Below are 544 nucleotides of genomic sequence, written 5' to 3' on the forward strand. Positions count from 1 at the left end.
AGTTTTGCGCCCGTAGCTCAATTGGATAGAGCGTTTGACTACGGATCAAAAGGTTAGGGGTTCGACTCCTCTCGGGCGCGCCATGATCTATATGAAATCGGGAAGTAGCTCAGCTTGGTAGAGCACATGGTTTGGGACCATGGGGTCGCAGGTTCGAATCCTGTCTTCCCGACCATTCCTGGGGCCTTAGCTCAGCTGGGAGAGCGCCTGCTTTGCACGCAGGAGGTCAGCGGTTCGATCCCGCTAGGCTCCACTTGGTTTCTAAAAAATATTTGGCGGTGTAGCTCAGCTGGCTAGAGCGTACGGTTCATACCCGTGAGGTCGGGGGTTCGATCCCCTCCGCCGCTACCAATGGACCTTTAGCTCAGTTGGTTAGAGCAGACGGCTCATAACCGTCCGGTCGTAGGTTCGAGTCCTACAAGGTCCACCACTATACGGAGGAATACCCAAGTCTGGCTGAAGGGATCGGTCTTGAAAACCGACAGGGGTGTCAAAGCCCGCGGGGGTTCGAATCCCTCTTCCTCCGCCATACATATTCCCAATC

General features: G+C 55.1%; 6 tRNA genes. All 6 read left to right on the forward strand.

Features of this window, described 5'->3' with window-relative positions:
• Positions 1 to 6 precede the first annotated feature (6 nt).
• Positions 7 to 83, forward strand: a tRNA-Arg gene (locus ACQXR1_RS22135).
• A 15-nt stretch (positions 84 to 98) separates the two neighbouring features.
• Positions 99 to 175: transfer RNA gene (locus ACQXR1_RS22140), tRNA-Pro, on the forward strand.
• 5 nt (positions 176 to 180) lie between these two features.
• Positions 181 to 253, forward strand: a tRNA-Ala gene (locus ACQXR1_RS22145).
• 21 nt (positions 254 to 274) lie between these two features.
• Positions 275 to 351: transfer RNA gene (locus tag ACQXR1_RS22150), tRNA-Met, on the forward strand.
• Between the two features lie 2 nt (positions 352 to 353).
• A tRNA-Ile gene (locus ACQXR1_RS22155) sits at positions 354 to 430 on the forward strand.
• 6 nt (positions 431 to 436) lie between these two features.
• Positions 437 to 529, forward strand: a tRNA-Ser gene (locus tag ACQXR1_RS22160).
• The last annotated feature ends 15 nt before the right edge of the window (positions 530 to 544 follow it).

It is taken from the genome of Bacillus sp. ATD, from assembly GCF_050585765.1.
Taxonomy (GTDB): Bacteria; Bacillota; Bacilli; order Bacillales; family Bacillaceae; genus Bacillus; species Bacillus stercoris.